Annotated in this window: 21 protein-coding genes; 11 read left to right on the top strand and 10 right to left on the bottom strand. The window is 61.9% G+C overall.

From position 1 onward, the window contains the following. Positions 1 to 6: 6 nt before the first annotated feature. The 3 genes from BS629_RS27310 to BS629_RS27300 all read right to left on the bottom strand — a co-directional run bounded on the left by BS629_RS27310 (position 7) and on the right by BS629_RS27300 (position 3,130). Entirely contained in the window at positions 7 to 906 is a 900-nt protein-coding gene (locus BS629_RS27310) for a DUF3313 domain-containing protein (protein WP_018242547.1), read from the bottom strand. A gap of 200 nt (positions 907 to 1,106) precedes the next feature. Further along, positions 1,107 to 2,462 carry a sensor histidine kinase gene (locus tag BS629_RS27305; RefSeq protein ID WP_018242548.1) on the bottom strand — a complete coding sequence of 452 codons (1,356 nt, stop codon included), beginning with the start codon at positions 2,460 to 2,462 and terminating at the stop codon, positions 1,107 to 1,109. Beyond that, positions 2,459 to 3,130, bottom strand: a complete 672-nt coding sequence (locus BS629_RS27300; protein WP_018242549.1) for a response regulator transcription factor — start codon at positions 3,128 to 3,130, stop codon at positions 2,459 to 2,461. The genes BS629_RS27305 and BS629_RS27300 overlap by 4 nt, the downstream gene beginning before the upstream one ends. A gap of 140 nt (positions 3,131 to 3,270) precedes the next feature. Here BS629_RS27300 and BS629_RS39385 point away from each other — a divergent pair, with 140 nt between their 5' ends. Continuing rightward, the gene (locus BS629_RS39385; RefSeq protein ID WP_018242550.1) at positions 3,271 to 3,417 is read left to right on the top strand and encodes a hypothetical protein; all 147 of its coding nucleotides are present in this window, start codon (positions 3,271 to 3,273) and stop codon (positions 3,415 to 3,417) included. 14 nt (positions 3,418 to 3,431) lie between these two features. On the opposite strand, the gene BS629_RS27295 is transcribed toward BS629_RS39385, so the two are convergent. After that, positions 3,432 to 3,974, bottom strand: a complete 543-nt coding sequence (locus BS629_RS27295; protein ID WP_018242551.1) for an NADPH-dependent FMN reductase — start codon at positions 3,972 to 3,974, stop codon at positions 3,432 to 3,434. A 157-nt stretch (positions 3,975 to 4,131) separates the two neighbouring features. Between BS629_RS27295 and BS629_RS27290 the strand changes: the two genes are divergently transcribed. Genes BS629_RS27290 through BS629_RS27280 form a run of 3 tightly spaced genes read left to right on the top strand, consistent with a single transcriptional unit; the run spans position 4,132 to position 6,754 of the window. Continuing rightward, positions 4,132 to 5,151 (top strand): ABC transporter ATP-binding protein, encoded by a 1,020-nt coding sequence (locus BS629_RS27290; RefSeq protein WP_018242552.1) that lies wholly within the window; start codon positions 4,132 to 4,134, stop codon positions 5,149 to 5,151. Then, entirely contained in the window at positions 5,148 to 5,948 is an 801-nt protein-coding gene (locus tag BS629_RS27285) for an ABC transporter permease (RefSeq protein ID WP_018242553.1), read from the top strand. The genes BS629_RS27290 and BS629_RS27285 overlap by 4 nt, the downstream gene beginning before the upstream one ends. Before the next feature lie 2 nt (positions 5,949 to 5,950). Continuing rightward, entirely contained in the window at positions 5,951 to 6,754 is an 804-nt protein-coding gene (locus tag BS629_RS27280; RefSeq protein WP_026188439.1) for an ABC transporter permease, read from the top strand. A 25-nt stretch (positions 6,755 to 6,779) separates the two neighbouring features. Here the strand turns inward: BS629_RS27280 and BS629_RS27275 are convergent, their stop codons facing one another. Further along, positions 6,780 to 7,301 carry a winged helix-turn-helix transcriptional regulator gene (locus tag BS629_RS27275; protein ID WP_018242555.1) on the bottom strand — a complete coding sequence of 174 codons (522 nt, stop codon included), beginning with the start codon at positions 7,299 to 7,301 and terminating at the stop codon, positions 6,780 to 6,782. Positions 7,302 to 7,390: 89 nt separating this feature from the next. Here BS629_RS27275 and BS629_RS27270 point away from each other — a divergent pair, with 89 nt between their 5' ends. Further along, the gene (locus BS629_RS27270; RefSeq protein ID WP_018447175.1) at positions 7,391 to 8,032 is read left to right on the top strand and encodes a dihydrofolate reductase family protein; all 642 of its coding nucleotides are present in this window, start codon (positions 7,391 to 7,393) and stop codon (positions 8,030 to 8,032) included. Between the two features lie 280 nt (positions 8,033 to 8,312). Beyond that, the gene (locus BS629_RS27265; protein ID WP_026188440.1) at positions 8,313 to 8,516 is read left to right on the top strand and encodes a hypothetical protein; all 204 of its coding nucleotides are present in this window, start codon (positions 8,313 to 8,315) and stop codon (positions 8,514 to 8,516) included. 158 nt (positions 8,517 to 8,674) lie between these two features. Here BS629_RS27265 and BS629_RS27260 read toward each other — a convergent pair whose 3' ends face one another. Beyond that, on the bottom strand, positions 8,675 to 9,319 hold the full coding sequence (locus BS629_RS27260) for a TetR/AcrR family transcriptional regulator (RefSeq protein ID WP_018242558.1): 645 nt from the start codon (positions 9,317 to 9,319) through the stop codon (positions 8,675 to 8,677). Positions 9,320 to 9,407: 88 nt separating this feature from the next. Between BS629_RS27260 and BS629_RS27255 the strand changes: the two genes are divergently transcribed. Continuing rightward, positions 9,408 to 10,061, top strand: coding sequence for an O-methyltransferase (locus BS629_RS27255; protein ID WP_018516424.1), 654 nt, complete (start codon positions 9,408 to 9,410; stop codon positions 10,059 to 10,061). 69 nt (positions 10,062 to 10,130) lie between these two features. On the opposite strand, the gene BS629_RS27250 is transcribed toward BS629_RS27255, so the two are convergent. Beyond that, positions 10,131 to 10,751 (bottom strand): TetR/AcrR family transcriptional regulator, encoded by a 621-nt coding sequence (locus tag BS629_RS27250; RefSeq protein WP_018242559.1) that lies wholly within the window; start codon positions 10,749 to 10,751, stop codon positions 10,131 to 10,133. A gap of 130 nt (positions 10,752 to 10,881) precedes the next feature. On the opposite strand from BS629_RS27250, the gene BS629_RS27245 reads away from it, so the two are divergent. Continuing rightward, positions 10,882 to 11,913: an aldo/keto reductase gene (locus BS629_RS27245; protein ID WP_018242560.1), complete on the top strand. Its 1,032-nt coding sequence runs from the start codon at positions 10,882 to 10,884 to the stop codon at positions 11,911 to 11,913. Positions 11,914 to 12,170: 257 nt separating this feature from the next. On the opposite strand, the gene BS629_RS27240 is transcribed toward BS629_RS27245, so the two are convergent. Beyond that, positions 12,171 to 13,046 (bottom strand): bifunctional helix-turn-helix transcriptional regulator/GNAT family N-acetyltransferase, encoded by an 876-nt coding sequence (locus BS629_RS27240; protein ID WP_018242561.1) that lies wholly within the window; start codon positions 13,044 to 13,046, stop codon positions 12,171 to 12,173. A gap of 62 nt (positions 13,047 to 13,108) precedes the next feature. Here BS629_RS27240 and BS629_RS27235 point away from each other — a divergent pair, with 62 nt between their 5' ends. Continuing rightward, complete coding sequence (locus BS629_RS27235; RefSeq protein ID WP_018242562.1) at positions 13,109 to 14,005, top strand: hypothetical protein; 897 nt, start codon at positions 13,109 to 13,111, stop codon at positions 14,003 to 14,005. Positions 14,006 to 14,089: 84 nt separating this feature from the next. Here BS629_RS27235 and BS629_RS27230 read toward each other — a convergent pair whose 3' ends face one another. Continuing rightward, the gene (locus tag BS629_RS27230; RefSeq protein WP_018242563.1) at positions 14,090 to 14,467 is read right to left on the bottom strand and encodes a winged helix-turn-helix transcriptional regulator; all 378 of its coding nucleotides are present in this window, start codon (positions 14,465 to 14,467) and stop codon (positions 14,090 to 14,092) included. Between the two features lie 131 nt (positions 14,468 to 14,598). Between BS629_RS27230 and BS629_RS27225 the strand changes: the two genes are divergently transcribed. Both BS629_RS27225 and BS629_RS27220 read left to right on the top strand, forming a co-directional pair. Beyond that, the gene (locus BS629_RS27225; RefSeq protein ID WP_018242564.1) at positions 14,599 to 15,438 is read left to right on the top strand and encodes an SDR family oxidoreductase; all 840 of its coding nucleotides are present in this window, start codon (positions 14,599 to 14,601) and stop codon (positions 15,436 to 15,438) included. Positions 15,439 to 15,555: 117 nt separating this feature from the next. After that, positions 15,556 to 15,924 (top strand): hypothetical protein, encoded by a 369-nt coding sequence (locus BS629_RS27220; RefSeq protein WP_018242565.1) that lies wholly within the window; start codon positions 15,556 to 15,558, stop codon positions 15,922 to 15,924. 17 nt (positions 15,925 to 15,941) lie between these two features. On the opposite strand, the gene BS629_RS27215 is transcribed toward BS629_RS27220, so the two are convergent. After that, a complete protein-coding gene (locus tag BS629_RS27215; protein WP_018242566.1) occupies positions 15,942 to 16,409 on the bottom strand; it encodes an Lrp/AsnC family transcriptional regulator in 468 nt (155 codons plus the stop codon). Positions 16,410 to 16,482: the final 73 nt, after the last annotated feature.

Here is a 16,482-nt window from a genome sequence, read left to right as displayed (position 1 = left end):
CGTCTCTCAATAGGTCGCGGCCGGTTTCGGCTTCTTCTCGGTCCATTGCGGCGGCGCGCCGTATTTGGCAGCCACAGCCCCCATCAGTCCGGGCGGTCGGCCGAAGGCGTCGCAGGCGGCGTATTTCGGTTTTCCGCCGAGCCACGATTTCATCCGCTGCCCCGACGGCAGCGAGATATCCAATCCCTTCGGCTCCTTGCCTTTGATCAACATGCGGGAAAACTCGCTGCTGAATTTCGAAGCCAGGCTATAGGCGTCGCCGACTTCGGAAACGCGGGGGTTGTTCTGCAGCGAGTTTGCCCCGCGCGACCAGACGATGGCCGCCCGCTGCACGCCACCGCTGTCGACGGCTTCCGCCTCGACCGCCAGTCCGCCCAGGCCGGCCGGCAGCCGCGGCACGCCGACCGGCAGCACGAAACCGGTACCGACGGTCACGACGGTCGAAACACCGGCCATCGCCTTGTTGGTCGGCACGATGTCGGTGACGACCGAGCGGATTGTCAGGTCCGCCGGCTGGCCGGCTGAGACCAGCTGATATTTGTCGCTGAGCGAAATGCAGAGCGCCCGGTCCAGCGCGTTCGCCACCATCACGCGGTCGGCGTCCGATTTGACGCGGGTCGCGGCGTCGAAGGCGAAGGTCGTCGGCACGATGCTCACCGTCTTTGCCGGGCTAAGGCGCGTCCCATCGACATAGACGCGCGATTTCGACAGCTTGCCCTTCGGCGCGCCGAGATTGCCATAGGAAGAAAGCGTGCCGGCCTCCTTCAGTGGCACCGAGCTGCAACCGGCCGCGGCCATGGCGAGCGCCAAGGGCAGTGCGAGAGACAAGCCTCTCGACGCCAATGGGAAGGAAAATGGGAATGGATTGCTGCGCACGCTGTCTGGCCTCCGTCGCCGATAGCGCATAACCCCTAAAATCGAAATCGATTTTCGGAAAGGATCATGCGCAGTTTAAAGTGCTAGAGCGTCCTAGCGCGTCTTGTCGGACGCGCGGCGCTCTAGTGTCGGGCGAAAGTGGCGGTCGACAATTGCCGCAACATTACAGATCGCTTCCTAGAGCCTTTCCTGATCAGAACCAAGGTGGATTCTACTCAAGCAGGCCTGACCTATGCGAGTTCGATCGTCACCCGCGTTCCGGCAGCACTGCTCTCGATGCTGACCTCGCCGCCATGGTTTGCGGCGACCTGTTTGACGAGGCTGAGGCCGAGACCGGCGCCCCTGCTTTTCGGGGTGACGCGATAGAAAGGCTCGAACACCAGCTCCCGATGTTCGGCCGGAATACCCGGCCCTTCGTCGGCGACACTGATCCGGCCGCCGCCGGAAGGCGAGCGCGATACCGAAACCGTGATCATCCCCCTGTTGCCGCCGTGGTCGATGGCGTTGCGCACCAAGTTGCTCATCGCCCGCGGCAGGGCGGAAGGGCTGCCCCGGCGTTCAAGGCTCTCCGCCTCGCTCAGGAACGAGATTTGATAGCCGTCGGCAATCGCCAGCGGCGCGAGATCGGCAACGACCGTTCGGGCGACTTCGACGAGATCGATCGTTTCGTGCAGATCGATCGCCTGATTGTTACGCTCGAAATCGAGCAGTTGTTCGGCAGTCTCGGCGAGGCGCGCGACGTCATCGAGCAATCGCCTGCGGTCCTGACCCTCGGGTGTTCCGTCGATCCGCGTCTGCATGATCGCGATCGGCGTCCTGAGTTCATGCGCGGCATCGATAAGGAAGTGTTGCCGTTTGCGGAATTCATTTTCCAGCCGGTCAAGCGCCTCGTTGAAGGCAATCACCAGCGGGGCCACCTCCTTGGGGATGCCGTCCAGAGGCAGGCGTGCATCGTAGCGGCGAGGTTCGATCTCCGATGCCTTGCGGGCAACCTCGCTGACACTGGCCAGGGCACGCCTGACAATTCGCGGAACGGCAAGAAAAACCGCCGGCAAGGCGACGGTGAGCAGCGAGACATAGATCGGATAGACGGCGCCCATAAGGACAAGAACGGGCCAACCCTTGTCGGCGACGCCGCCAAACAGAACTCGGAGCTCGCCTATGGCAGTCTCCACGTTTTCAACGGACGCGATCTCGTTGGTGCCGACCGATCCCCTGATGTCTGCGCCCTGGAACAAATGGGTGAGATGCGCAAGTTCACTATAGGCTGCAGGAATGGCGCCATAGGATACCGAAGAACCGTTCGTCGTGGCGGCGACATACCAAAGCCCGTCATACTGCTCCTTGAGCGACGCCAGCTCTGGCGTATCGCGTATTTCAAGCTGGCCCTGCGCATCGAGCGCGACGGACCGGGCCAGTACCGCGGTGACATGATCCTCCAGCGCGACGTTGGGAGAAAGGATCGTCGCACCATAAACACAGAGACCGAAGATCACCGCCGCCACCACGGCGACGAATACAATGCTGAGTTGCCAGCTCAGCCGCCACCAAAGCGACGGATTGGTGTATTGCGCCTTGGTCATCATTCTTCCTTCATGAGGTAACCGACGCCGCGAATATTATGGATCGCGACGCCGGCGCCAGCATCGATCAGCCGCTTGCGCAGCCGCGATATATGCGCGTCGAGCGCGTTCGACTGGATTTCCTCTTCGTAGTTGTAGACAGCCGCTTCCAGCGTCGAGCGCAGCACGGTCTTCTCCTTGCGCCTTGCGAGTGCCGCCAGCACCAGAAGTTCGCGCCGGGGCAGGTCCAGCGGCACGGCATCGACGGTGACGCTCAGATGCAGTGGGTCGATCACCATCCGTCCGGCAGTGATCTTGAGTTCGGCCAGTTCAGGCGATCGCCGCAGCACGGCTCTCAACCGCGCCATCAGCTCCTCGACCAGGAACGGCTTGCCGAGATAGTCGTCGGCCCCGAGGTCGAGGCCTTCGATCCGCTCCTTCGGTTCGTTGCGCGCCGTCAGCACGATGATCGGCGTATCCTTGCCCGTCCGCCTGAGCTCCGGAATGAAGCTCAGCCCCTCCCCGTCAGGCAGGCGCCGGTCAAGCAGGATCGCATCGTAGAGGTTCTGCCGCGTCAACTCGACGGCGTCTGCCAGATGCATCGTGTGGTCGGTGACGATCCCATGTTTGCCGAGCGCGGCCGACAGCGCCTCGGCCAGCTCCCTCTCATCCTCTATCAGCAGTATCCGCATCGCCCGTCCATTGTCTCGCTCACCCCCTCTGTCTGCCACAAGGGTTGCAGCAGCATTGCGGAGCTTGCAAGGCAGCCGGTCATGCTGCTGCAATTGTTGAGGTCCAGCACAAAGAATATTCGCGGCAGCTGGAGATCAAGATGATCCGACCTATCCTTCGTCTCCTGACGAGACACTTCCTCTCCGCCTTCATCCTCGCCGCACTGCTCGCAGCCCCGCTTGTCATTCTGCACACCCTTCACGACAAATCGGCGTTCGAGAGCGGCCTTCTGATGGAGGTTCGATGATGGAGAGGCGAGCCTCAGGCAGTCTCGGCGTCTGCCCCGCAATAGGCCGAAAATGCGTGAAGATAGGCCCGCACCCTGGAACGGTTCTCCGCTGTCTCGATGCTTCGAAGCACCTCGGCTGGATCCAGTTTCATCAAAGGGAGCCGGAGGAAGATATCCTCCGCGAAACGGTCGGTGATGGTCCCAAGAACGGTGCGAAGACCCGCCAGCATGTCGTCGCCCCGATGCGAGGCGTGCAGCAAGGCGATCGGCTTATGAACGATCTGCTCTCCTGATACGAGCCAGTCGATCGCATTCTTGAGGCCGCCGGGGATGGATCGCACATATTCCGGGCTGGCAATGATCACCCCGTCGCTCTTGGCGATCACATCTATGAAATCCCGCACCGCCTCCGGTAGAGATTCTCCCTCGAGGTCAGGCGAGAATACCGGCAACCGTCCGACGCCATCGAAGATCGAAACCTCGATATCACTGGGCGCTATGGCACGGATCGCCCGCAGCATAGCCGTATTGGTAGAATTGAGCCGGGCGCTGCCGGATATTGCGAGAATCCTCATGATCCTAGCAGGAATCGATTGATCATGGCTGTCAACGCAAAAGGCCAGGTTCGATTGAGTAACGCCAAAAAAGCGACTTTTGCTTGAACTGGCCGCACCCCGCGTTAGCCTGGATGCTGCTGCCGAATCGGCTGGAATTACCCTCGAGGAAATACACATGACGGCTTTGATCGAGGCGCGGGGCGTCAGCAAACGCTTCCGGCAGCACAAGCGATTTCCGGGCCTGCTCGGCGCCCTGAAGACGTTGGTGACCAACGAATATACAGAAGTCCTGGCCGTTTCCGACATCGGTTTCGACATCGTGGCGGGCGAAGCTGTGGGTTATCTCGGCCCCAATGGCGCCGGCAAATCGACGATGATCAAGATGATGACCGGCATCCTGGTGCCGAGCGCCGGCGCGCTCTCGGTGCTCGGCCGGACGCCACATCTCAGGCGGATGGACAATGCGCGCGAGATCGGCGTTGTCTTCGGCCAACGCAGCCAGCTGTGGTGGGACCTGCCGTTGGTCGACAGTTTTACCTTGCACCAGCGCATCTATGATATCCCCGTCGCGCGTTATGCGGATAATCTCCGGCGATTCAGCGAATTGCTGGATTTGACGCCCTTTCTCGACCGCGCGGTGCGCCAGCTCAGCCTCGGTCAGCGCATGCGCGCCGAGATCGTGATGTCACTGCTGCACGACCCCAAGATCCTCTTTCTGGACGAACCGACCATCGGTCTTGATGTGGTCGCCAAGGATGCGGTTCGGCGCTTTCTCGCCGAAATCAACCGCGAGCGCGGCGTCACCATCATTCTCACCACCCATGACCTGCAGGACATCGAGACCATCTGCCCGCGGCTGATCATGGTCGATCACAGCAGGCTCATCTTCGACGGCGAGTTGAAGAGCCTGCGCGCGGCATTGGGCTCTGCCCGGCGGCTGACACTCGAATTTGCCAGTGACCCTGGACCGCTCCCATTGCGCACAGCGGCCCTCGTCAGCGACGAGGGCTTGCGCAAGAACTATCTCATCGAGCGTGAAGACATCTCGCTGGTCGCAATCCTGTCGGAGGTCGGTAGCGGGCGCGACCTCAAGGACGTGGCGCTGCACGAGCCCGACATCGAAGAGGTCATCCGCACCTTCTACCAGCGCCGCAACGCCGACCAGCGTAGCAATGCCAAGGCCCGGGCATCATGAGCGCCTATTTCGCCTTCGCGCGCAGTTCCTTCCATTCGCAACTCGCCTACCGCAACGAAGTATGGGCCAATATCTTCGGCAAACTCGTGCAGGTTTTCGCGCGTGTCGCCATCTGGCAGGCGGCCTATGCCGGCGTCGGCGCAATCGTGGTCGACGGGGTCTCCCTGCAGCAGATGGTGACCTATGCGCTGCTCGGCGGCGCTGTGATGGGCGCAACCCGCCCCGAAAGGATCATCGGCGAGATCGGCCGGTCGCTCAAAACGGGCGATGTCGCAGTCTGGCTGCTCAAGCCCTTATCCTATCCGCTCTATCTCTTCGCCAACGAATGCGGCAGCTTTGGTTATCGCCTGATGACCCAGGTCATTCCGACCGTCGCCTTCACCGCGTTGTTTTACGGCATGCTGCCGCCGGCAAGCCTGTTCGATGGCCTGATGTTCATCGCCTTCTGGGCGCTATCCTTTACGCTGCTGTTCCTGATGTCGGCGCTCTTCGGCCTCGTCGCCTTCTGGCTGATGACAAGCTTCTCGCTGGACTGGATCCTGGGCGCCCTGCTTCAATTATTCTCGGGCCTGCTGATACCGTTCTGGTTCTTCCCCGAACCGCTGGCCACAATTGCCCGCCACCTGCCCTTCGCCTGGGTGGTCTATTATCCCAATGCGGTCTATCTCGGCAGGCTTTCCATGGCCGATGTCTGGCTTCATTTCGGCCTGGGCCTTGCCTGGGCCGCGTTGTTCCTTGCCGGCGTCCTCTGGCTGTGGCGCCGGGCCTCCGGCCGCATCACCGTGCAGGGAGGTTGATCGTGCTCATACATCACCTGCGCGTCCTTCCGCTGCTGGTCCGGATGCATGTCCGCTCCCAGATGGAATATCGCGGCGCCTTCTGGCTCGACCGTCTTGCGCAGATCCTTTCCTATGGCAGCGTCTTCGCCACCATCGGCATCCTGCTCGCCCGCTTCGCCACGCTTGGCGGCTGGACCTGGCCGGAGCTTGCGCTGCTGTTCAGCTTCCAGTTGCTGGCTTATTCGCTCGGCGCCGCGATGAGTTTCGTGCAACTGCGCGATCTCGAAGAACTGGTGCGGCTCGGCACTTTCGACACACTGTTGATCAAGCCTTTCAGCCCCTGGGCCTATCTGGTCTTTTCCGGCCTCAATATCGGCTATACCGGCCACGTCATCCTCGCGGTGGTGCTGATGGGCTGGGCGGTCCTGTCCGTCGACTTCGCCTGGTCGGTCTGGCCCGTGTCGTTCCTCGTTGCTGCGCTCATCAGCGCAACGCTGCTGACCGCTGCCCTTATTACCATGATCGGCGCCACGGCGCTGATCTGGGTACGCTCCAACCACCTGTTCTCGATCTTCTTCGGCTTTTGGGAATTGACGCGCTACCCGCTCAACATTTTCCCCGGCGGCATACAAACCATCCTCATAACCGCGGTTCCGCTCGCCCTGACCAGTTCCGTCCCTGTCGGCGCCCTGCTCGGCAAGCCGATCCCGATCCTCGGGAATTGGGCCGGGCCAGCATCTCTTGTGGCCGGCCCAATTTGGGTGTTGATAGCAATCGCTCATTGGCGCTACGCCACCGGCAAATACCAGGGCGCCGGAGGCTGATCGGGCTGACTACTTTCCTGTATATTCAGAATGCCTGTGACAACGATCTCGCGCGAACCTCTAGGAATGCCGCCGTCAGCTTCGCCAGTACGGGCGAGGTGCATGTTCCGTTGGCGCCACCGATCGGATCGACGATGTGGATCTGCCTGAGATCGTCCATGAACTCGTCCCAGAGCGGCGGCCCGCCTTCTTCGAGAAGCTGCGCGCGGATGCTCAGTTCCTCGCTCACAGGTAGATGGCGCCGCCCCCAAGCGCCGATCATGGCGAAGACGGGAACGAGCTGAATCGCCGGCTCCAGGAGGCTGTAGATCGCTTTCTGACTGTGGCTCGGATCGTCCCGCTTGCTGATGAACCCTAGCGAAAGCAGACGCTTCAGCCTGGCGGCGAGAATGTTGGAGGCGATCCCCTCCTCCGAATGAGTCAGAAGATCGCGGAAATGGCGGCGATTGCCAAACATGATGTCCCTGATGATGATGAGGCTCCACCGGTCGCCCAGCACTTCCATCGTCAGGTTGATCGGGCAACCCGACCGCAGTTCGATATCCACGATATTCTCCTATTAAAAACTGGTTGCAATATAGGATCACTTATGCGACAACGCAACCAGTTTCAAATTGCAATCATATGGAGGAGAGCATGCCCAAGGTGCGTGTCGCAGCATTTTCCCTTTCCGTAGATGGTTTCGGCGCCGGGCCGGAACAAAGCATGAGCGATCCGCTGGGCAAGCGGGGGACGGAGATGTTCGAATGGTTTTTCCGCACGCGCACCTTTCGCGCCATGATCGGAAAGGACGGCGGTTCCGAAGGCGTTGACGAGGATTATGCGGCTCGGGGCATGGCCAATTTCGGCGCCTTCATTCTCGGGCGCAACATGTTCGGCCCCATCCGCGGCGAGTGGCCGGATGACGCCTGGAAAGGCTGGTGGGGGCCGAACCCGCCCTATCACGCGCCGACCTATATCCTGTCGCATTATCCCCGCGAACCGATCGTCATGGAGGGCGGCACGACGTTTCACTTCGTCACCGGCGGCATCGAGGAAGCGCTTGACAAGGCGCTGGCTGCGGCCGGCGACAAGGACGTGAAAATCGGTGGCGGCGTCAGCACCGTCCGCCAATATCTGCAGGCTGGCCTGATCGACGAATTGCATTTCGCCATCTCGCCGGTCGTCCTCGGCAAGGGCGAAGCGATGTTCACGGGCATCGACCTACCGGCCCTCGGCTTCCGTGTTGCCGAGCATGTCGCAACCGAACACGCCACGCATATCGTGCTCGCGAAATAAACGCGCCCCGGTCGGTATCCTAGGCGCGTCCAGATGGAATACCTCGGCCGCATCGAAGGCGTCCGCAACATCAAGACGAAAATCCCATTGCAGAAGATCAAATAATCCTGGCAGGTGACCCGCTCACGGCCGCCTGCCGGGATCGTTCGGCTGTCACCAAGCCGTGTCAAAATGGCCGTGGTATTGCCGCGGAATGAGCGTAGAGTAAACGCCATCGGAACATCGACACGACCGCTTGAGAGACCATAGGTGCTCTTGCCGCTTCATGGAGGGTACGAAGATGCTCCTGTCGCTCATCTCGCTCAATGATGATGAAATAACCATCGTCACCGATGCCGTTCGGCAATGGTGCTGCGGGAGGAAGCTCGACATCGACAGCATCGAAGGACGCCACGCCATCACCGTCGCCGTCGATCTCGTCCAGATGAACACCGACTGCGACAGGCTTTTTGCCGCGCTGTCGAAGCAACTGGACCACCAGTAGGACCTACTCCATCCATTGAGGCACCATAGCATTCTGCGATGACAGGCGCTGGAATGCAGCGCTTTCGCTTGCCATCCCCTCACACCGCCACCTCGCGCCAGCGCCCCGGAGTGCCAGGGTGTTGGGAGCACCGGGCCCAATGGAGCGCAGCCGGAACATCATGCCCCGTCCCGGCCAGCCCCAAGCTGTTCGAGGTAGGCACAGAACATATCGGCCATGGCGTCGGCATAGGCGTCGATCTCGGCAGCGCTTCGGGGTGCCTCCGAGAACTGCTTGCCCACCGTGCCGAGCGTCGTGGTGATCAGGTCGCCGGCAAGGGTCCGGGTCGCCTCCGGCGCGTAGGGTAAAGCCTCCTGCATGAATAGCTCGACGATGCGGTCCCCCGATGCCCTCGCCGCCTGCGCCTCCGGCGCATCGCGATAAAGGGGTGCTGCGTCATGGAGCGCCACGCGCATCGCCGCCTCCTCGCACTCCGAGCGGAGGAAGGCATGGACGAGGCGGCGCAGCCGTTCGAGCGGCGGCCTTTGCGCATCGGCGAGGATGCCGCCGAGCATGTCCGTTGTCTGCCGCCATTCGTCGCTCTGCAGCCGGAAGAGGATCGCCGCCTTGTTGGGGAAATACTGGTAGAGCGATCCGATGCTGACGCCCGCCCTTTCGGCCACCCGCGCCGTGGTGAAGCGTTGCGCGCCTTCCCGCGCCAAAACCTGAGCAGCGGCATCCAGGATCGCCGCCACGAGTTCCGCCGAGCGGGCCTGCTTGGGCTGTTTTCGCGAGGAAATCCGGGCTCTTGGGCGATCGGTCATGGCAGCGCTCCGCAATGCGAATAGCAGATGCGACGAATTACTCGTATTTTTCACTCCACACAAGAACCTGTCACCAAGGAGATATGACATGACGACACTGACCACCGCCCCGCTGGCGCCCCTGCTCGATGGCCTATTCGAAGAGGCCGCCACGGCGACGAGCCCGGCAATGTCGGCCCTGTCAGGTGATGAGCGAATGCGCCTGATCGGCAGCAAGACCGAATATCTCGACCTTTACGGGCGCCTCAGGGATCTCTGGCTTCCCGTCTCCAGGGAGGCCGGCGCGCTGCTCTACATGCTGGCGCGAAGCAGCCGCGCACGTACGATCGTCGAATTCGGCACATCCTTCGGCATCTCGACCCTCCATCTCGCAGCCGCGCTGCGCGACAATGGCGGCGGCCGGCTGATCACCAGCGAGTTCGAGCCGTCGAAGCTGGTCCGCGCCCGCGCCAACCTGACGGCCGGCGGCCTCATCGACCTCGTCGAGATCCGCGAAGGCGATGCCCTTAAGACCCTGAGCACCGATCTCCCGGAGACGATCGACCTGCTCTTCCTCGATGGCGCCAAGGCGCTCTATCGCGATATCCTGGAACTGGTCGAAGACCGCCTGAGGCCAGGCGCCCTTATCGTCGCCGACAATGCCGACCTCTGCCCGGAATACCTCGCCCGCGTACGCTCGCCCGCAGCCGGCTACCTCTCGACGCCATTCGAAGAAGATATTGAGCTGTCGATGCGGACCTGATGATCCCAGGCTGTCGCCCGCCCCAACGCATAGCGGCGGCGGGCGACAGCCCGTTTCATCGGCGCATCTTCATCTCGGAACCGCGCCGTAGCGCAGCCCGTCGACCAGCAGGGAAACCATGCGCCGGGCATGTTCAGGCCCTTGGGCGTAGGCGTGCATGCTGAGGCTCGCAGCCGCATTCAGAAGATCCTCGGCAGCGATATCGGTGCGCACCTCGCCGGCGGCAGCGGCGGCGTCGAGAAGCGAACGAAGGGCGGGATGCAGTCGCTGCTGGAAGTAGGCGGGCAAGGGATCGAAGGCCGGGTTGCCGGAGTGCAGGGCCGCCGCAAGCCCGCGCTTGGCCGCGATGAAATCCACGAACCGCTGCATCCATCTGGCCAGTGCCTCGCCCGGCGCATGTTCGGCTGCAAGGATCGGCGCGGCGTCGGCGCAGGCATCGATTTCGCGGCGGAAGACAGCGACGACAAGATCGGAACGCTCGGGAAAATGCCGGTAGACGGTGCCGATGCCGACGCCGGCCTTCTCCGCAATCTCGCGCACTGGGGCGTCGACGCCAGAACTCGCAAATACCGTCATTGCCGCCTGAAGCAGTCCGTCGAGATTGCGTTTGGCGTCGGCGCGCACGGGCTTCTCCGCTCTTTCCCCAGCTCGCCGGCCGTCCTCCTGCTCTTTTCTCTCGTCGCTCATCATTCACTCACTTGCGAAACGGAACATTGTTCCGTATATAAACGGAATGCGGTTCCGCTTATCTAACATGGCGTGACGGTGTTGGCCACATCGACGCGCACGAAGTCCGCCTCCCCAATAAAAGGAACAGACCATGCAATACCGCACGCTTGGAAGAACCGGCATCAAGGTCAGCCCCTATTGCCTCGGCGCGATGATGTTCGGCGCTGCTGGCAATCCCGACCACGAGGATTCGATCCGGATCATCCACAAGGCGCTCGATGCCGGCATAAACTTCATCGACACCGCCGATATCTACAGCCGCGGCGAATCCGAGGAGATCGTCGGCAAGGCGCTCAAGGGCCGGCGCGACGACGTCGTGCTCGCCACCAAGGCGCATCTGCCGATGGGCGACGACCCAAACCGCCAGGGCAACTCCCGCCGCTGGCTGACGCGGGCGGTCGAGGAGACGCTGCGCCGCCTGCAGACCGACCATATCGATCTCTACCTGATCCACCGGCCAGCGCCCGATACCGACATCGAGGAGACGCTATCCGCCCTTACCGACCTCATGCGGGCGGGAAAGGTGCGGGCGCTGGGATCGTCGACCTTTCCCGTTTCGGAAATCGTCGAGGCGCAATGGGTTTCCGAGCGCCGCGGGCTGGCCCGCTTCCGCGTCGAGCAGCCGCCCTATTCGATCCTCAACCGCGGTATCGAACGCGAGGTTCTGCCCGCCTGCGAGCGTTACGGAATGGGTGCGATGGTGTGGAGCCCGCTGGCGATGGGCATGCTCACCGGCAAGTATCGCAAGGGTGCACCGCAACCCGACAGCGCCCGCGCCAAACGCTTCCCCAGGCAGATGAACGACGAGCGCCGGCTGGACGCGGTCGAACGGCTCATCCCGCTCGCGCAGCAGGCAGGGCTTTCGCTGGCACACATGGCGATGGCCTTCGCTATCGCCCATCCCGCCGTCACCTCGGCAATCATCGGCCCGCGCACGATGGAGCACTTTGACGATCTGCTTGCCGGCGCCGGGGTGAGCCTGACGGACGAAATCCTCGACCGGATCGACGCGATCGTCCCGCCCGGCACCGACACCGGCCCGCTGGAGGCAGCCTACAACCCGCCTGCGGTGACACAGCCGAACCTGCGCCGCCGCCCGCCCGCCGAGCGCTTCGCTGCCTGATTCTCAGGGGTGAGGCCCGGTCCTGCGAAGCAGGAGCGATCGATCCAGTGAATCGATTGCAGGGCCGAGCGCCCTGAGCCATGCGAAGGGCCAGGCGGCGCCTTCCTCCCTCCTTCCTGTGCTCGCCACAGGAAGGAGGGAGGAGAATGGGGAACATCTGCTATCACCTTGACTGGTGTTCCGTTTCAAATTGCCGAAGGGCCAAAAACTCGGACGTTCGCACGATCAACATTTTGGCAGCACAAAGCGACCTTCGCTTAAAGGCGTTTTTCAAAGAACGTGTCCGAGTATGGGTCATCATTGAAACGGTCGATCTCGCTCCAGCCAGTTCCGCGATAAAGCCGTGTTGCCTCGGGCAGAGCGCTATTCGTATCCAGACGCAGGAGCTTGATGGACAGCTCGCGGGCGATGTTCTCGGCGGCCGTCATAAGGCGCGTTGCGAGCCCAAGGCCACGCGCGGATAGGGCGACCCAGAGCCTTTTGATCTCCGCGACTTCACCGCCATTGCCCTTCAGCCCGACACAGCCGATCGGCAGGCCATCCGAGATGGCGACCAGGAACGCACCGTGCGGACGGATCATATCCTTGGCGTCGGGATCGCGAGAAAACGCTACATCAAAACCCTTCTCGAAGCGGCGTGCAAGTTCGCCGTAGTATTCGTTAAGACAATAGCTGGCGTCCTCGTGCCGAGCGTCTTTCTCCTCGAGCACGATCTGCTCACGTCTCAGCGAGGAAGCGACGATATCCATGGCGCGCAGCAATTCGTCCGGGCGGCGATGGCGCGCCAGAAATGCTTTCGCCTGCGCATTGGAAAGCGCTTCATAAGCCCGAAACTCGGAATGGCCGGTTTCGGTCAGCCTGGCAACGCGGCGACGCGCGTCCTGAGGGTTCGGCACCGTCTCGATGAGACCCTCCTCTTCCAGACTGCGCAGCAGACGGCTCATCAAGCCGGAGTCGAGACCGAGATAATCGCGGATCACCGCAACATCCGATTGCCCCCGGCCGATCGAATTGAGGACGCGGGCAGCACCCAGCGGACGGCCGCGTCCGAGGAAAGACGTATCGAGAGCGCCGACTTCGGAGGTAACGGCACGGTTGAAGCGACGGACACGAGAGATAGGATCGTAAGCCATATTATCTGACTTTAGTCAGGTAATTGATCCTGTCAATTCAAAGCATTCCAAGGGACACGCAAATGAGCCGCGCGGTCCCCGCCATCCGCCTTGCGCGCTACCATCCCCTCGCCTATGGGAATGGCAACGTTCCCAAGGCCCCTTCCGTGTTCCGTTTTGCTTTCCACGCCGTGATCGTTCTCATTCTGACGTTGCTGACGCAGATCGGCGGCATCGCCTATCTCGTGGCGCTGGCCGCCTCACGCGCCTGCGGCCTACGGCGATTTCCGGGAAAGCTTACAATCTTCCTGCTTTGCTATGGCAGCGCCACGCTTGCCGCAAGCCTCGCCGCTCCGATCTTCGGACGGGTTCCCCTCTCCTGTGTCGCCGGCGCCGCAGACAGGCTCGTGATCCGCTCCCCGATCTATTGCCTGCTGAACCGCAACTACGTCACCCCGGACATGCGCGATCTGGCAAAGGCGCTTGCCACCCACATGGATAAGGAATTTCCGGGAACCGTCACGGTCGCGCTGGATGGGAATTTCCCTTTCGTGAGAGGCTTTCCGCTGCTGCCGCATCTGTCGCATGCCGACGGGAAAAAGCTCGACTTCGCCTATTATTACAAGGATGTGGACGGTGCCTTCCTGAATGGCGCCACCCGCTCCCCGATCGGCTATTTCGCCTTCGAGCAACCCGCCCCCGGCGACGAACTGCCATGCCAAGGGCGCAACGACTGGCTCACCACCCGCTGGAACTTCGATGTGCTGCAACCTCTGTTTCCGGCCTATCGGATCGAAGAGCAGCGCACATCGGCCGCGATCGGCTGGTTGACGAGCGAAGGTGTGACGCGCTTCGGCTTGCAAAAGATCTTCATCGAGCCGCATCTGAAGAACGCGCTTGGGATCATCGACAGCCATATCCGCTTTCAAGGCTGCCGCGCCGCCCGCCACGACGACCATATTCATATCCAGGTCGAGTGATTCTCTCGCCGGTCCCTCTGGTCCAGCCCCTCAGGAGCGGCAGCGCGCAGTATCGATCGCGGTCGCGGCTCCTTTCCCGAGCTGTCAAACTGGGTGGGTTTCGTCATAGGCACGCTGTGCAGCAAAGATGGCGTCCATATTCTTCTCCGCCCAGTGGGCAAGGGCGGAAACGGTATCCGTCAGCGTGCGCCCCAGCGGCGTCAGCGCATATTCTACGGTCACCGGCACGGTCGGGAAGATCGTGCGCGAGATCAGCCCGTTGCGCTCCAGCTTCCGCAGCGTCTGCGCAAGAACCTTCTGCGATATGCCCTTGATGTCGCGGCGGATATGATTGAAACGCACGGGCTCGCCTTCCAACCGGTCGAGGATAAGCAGCGCCCATTTATCCGCCAGCCGATCCAGCACCAGCCGCGTCGGGCAGCGGTCCTCATAGACATTGTAGGCCTGTTGCATCGCCGTCATCTGTTCTTTCCCTCCCGGTACGGTTTCCCGGAGGAAACCATGTGACAAAAAAGTGCTCTCTTTTCTAATCCGAATTTCACTGTATCTAACCTATTGAAAGATAGTTTCCAATAGATACCAAGGAGAGTGACATGAGCAGCAAGATTCTCGTTCTCGGCGCGACAGGCACCGTCGGCAAACATCTGGTGGATGGGCTTCTGGCAAAGGGCGAGGCCGTCAAGGCCGCTTCCCGCACGGGCAAGCCCGTGGCGGGCGCCGAGGGCGTCATCTTCGACCATGGCAAGCCGGAAACCCATGGCCCAGCCTTCGAGGGCGTCGACCGCGCCCATGTGCTTCTGCCTTCCGGTTATGTCGATGCCAAGGGCCTGCTGCTGCCCATCATCGAAGCGGCCGCCAGCCGCAAGGTAAAGGTCGTGTTCCAGAGCGTTTTCGGCGTCGACGCCGACGACTCCATTCCCTATCGCCAGGTCGAGATCGCCCTGGAAACGTCAGGTACACCTTACGTCATCCTGCGCCCGAACTGGTTCGCCGACAATTTTCACACCTTCTGGAAGGCCGGCATCGACCATGGCCAGATCGCGCTTCCCGCCGCCGAGGGTAAGTCCGGCTTCATCGACGCCCGCGACATCGCTGCAAGCGCCGTGGCCGCCCTTACCTCCGCGGCCTTCGACGGCAAGGCGTTCAACCTGACCGGGCCGGAAGCCCTGTCCTATGCTGAGGCCGCCGCCATCCTTTCCGCGGTCATCGGCAAGCCGATCGCTTACAACGCCATCACGGACGACGCCTTCATCGGCATTCTCACCGGCGCTGGTGTACCGGCCGACTATGCGAGCTTCCTCGCTTCAATCTTCTATCCGGTTCGCCAAGGCTGGACGGCCGTCGTGACCGGCGATGTCGAGACGCTGACGGGCAAGGCACCGCGTTCGTTGAAGACTTACGCGGCAGATTATGCCGCAGCGCTGAAGGCGTAATTGCAAACAAAGTCGCAGGCGGCGGTGTCCTCCGTCTGCCCTCCATGCAATGATAAACGGAAGTCCGGCAATCGCCGCTGCAGCCGCCCCAGGCTACATCCCTCAGGGAGCCATGCCATGCGTTCAGCCCTCGCGATCCTCTTCCTGATCGAAATCTGTCTTTATGCCACTGCCTCGCTCACCCATGCCGGGTTCGTCCTCGAAGGCCACGAACACCGACAGGCGATGATTGCTGAAGCGGTGATATCGGCCGTCCTCCTTCTCGGCCTGATCTCGCTCAGCCTTGACCGACCGTGGAGCCGCACGGCTGCGATCTCGGCCCAGTCCTTCGCCCTCCTCGGCACCCTCGTCGGCGCCTTCACCATCGCCGTCGGCGTCGGCCCGCGAACCACGCTCGATTACATCACCCATGCCGTGATGATCCTGCTGCTGGTCACCGGCCTCGCCTGGCTGGCAAGGAACCGGAACGCCTCTCCCCTAGGATAGGGATCGAGCCACGACGCCTATCCCAACGGCAGCTCGAAGCTCCGCTTCAGCGTTTCCATCGGCACGTCGGTCTTGACGCTGAGGACGCTCGGGATGCGCGTCAGGTGATCGGCCTGAAAACGCCAGTAGCTGTGCAGGTCGGCGGTGACAATCCGAAGCACGGCATCGCATTCCCCTGTCGTCAGGTAGCATTCCATCACCTCGGGAAACCGCCTGACGGCTTCGGCGAACCGGAGCGTCACCTCGGCGTCCTGGGTCTTGAACCACACGCGAGCAAAAACCGTCAGCCCCGCCCCGACCTTTGCAGGATCCAGCACGGCGACGTAGCGATCGATGATCCCGGCCTCTTCCAGCAGCCGGACGCGACGCAGGCAGGGCGAAGGCGATAGGCCTACCTCCTTCGCCAGATCGACGTTCGAAATACGTCCGTCACGCTGAAGCACGCGCAGGATATGACGGTCGATCGGGTCCAGGATGACTGGCATTTTATAGCTCCGATTGATTCCACAATGGCATAATATGCCAAACTTTCGCAATTTTACGGATGCTTCGCAAGCT

It is taken from the genome of Rhizobium leguminosarum bv. viciae USDA 2370, assembly GCF_002008365.1.
GTDB lineage: Bacteria > Pseudomonadota > Alphaproteobacteria > Rhizobiales > Rhizobiaceae > Rhizobium > Rhizobium leguminosarum.
This window is presented reverse-complemented; position numbering and strand designations above follow the sequence as displayed.